This is a genomic window from Bradyrhizobium sp. LeoB3 (assembly GCF_055456055.1).
Window position 1 is genome coordinate 1 of the sequence record NZ_JBVBEF010000317.1, and the last position, 915, is coordinate 915.

The following is a 915-nucleotide window of genomic DNA, read 5'->3' on the forward strand; positions in this document are numbered from 1 at the left end:
GAACTTATTGCTGTCCATAAGGGCTGTTACACAGCACTCGTCTTAACCCGACAAGGCGGCCCTCACCGGAGGGAGACAGTAAGGACGACGGCGATGCCGATCAGTTCGGATTGTGCCTCACCGAACTCACTCAAAATTTTTGACGCACGAAGCTTGGCCGATGACACTGCTCGCCCCTGTTCGCCGAGCCGTCTGTGCTGCCCCATCGCAGCTTACCGGCGCGGCTTGTCCCAATGCTCGGCCGCTGGGATGATCGATGGTGACTGCTCTTCCAATGCGCGGAGCCGGTTGATTTGCGTTGTAACGTTCGCCGGTAAATCCGGCTCTGGTTTCAGCAACGCACGCAATCTTTCGCCGATCTTTCGAAAAATGGCGCGGCTGTGTTTGTGGTCTATGTCAATGCGGTTGGACATCACGAAGCCTCGTGCGGGGTGAGAATGCCGCCCCCGGAGACCCACAGACCCACGCCCACGCCACCCGTGCTCCTCCCAACTTGCCGAGCAATGGAGCCGGAGACCGCCGCTTTTCGCTATCTGCGCGAGCGCTTGTTCCGACAACAGCGGGTCTTGCGACCTTTGGCTATCCGCGACATGCGCCGTGTAGTTTTAACGGCGAGCGGCGGTCTCATGGCTTCTGAAATCGTGGCGGGAGCTTTCGTTCCGAATCTCTTGCCAGTATGGCGGGGAAAATTTCTCGGAGCGCAGGAGCCGCTGTCGCTTCGGTGCAGCGTCGCGGCCCGCGACCGATTCACCCCCCGCGATCGTCCAGGGTCTTGCCTAGTGGGCGGCGGAACAAAACCACAAGAGTTTCCTTGTCTTGCATACAGTTTCGGAGGTTAAAAATGAGAACCTCTGCATTGGTTGTTTTCGCTTTGATGGTCATTTCCCTGTCGCCCGGTACAGCTATGTCTCAGGG

1 protein-coding gene is annotated in these 915 nt (G+C 58.3%); it reads right to left on the reverse strand.

Annotation, left to right across the window (positions count from 1 at the left end; all coding sequences use genetic code 11):
- Nucleotides 1-212: 212 nt before the first annotated feature.
- Entirely contained in the window at nucleotides 213-413 is a 201-nt protein-coding gene (locus ACZXDY_RS46090) for a hypothetical protein (RefSeq protein ID WP_464350038.1), read from the reverse strand.
- Nucleotides 414-915 lie beyond the last annotated feature (502 nt).

Excerpts from the sequence above, each read along its gene's own strand:
- ACZXDY_RS46090 (WP_464350038.1), bottom strand. The coding sequence starts at position 413 with ATGTCCAACCGCATTGACATAGACCACAAACACAGCCGCGCCATTTTT.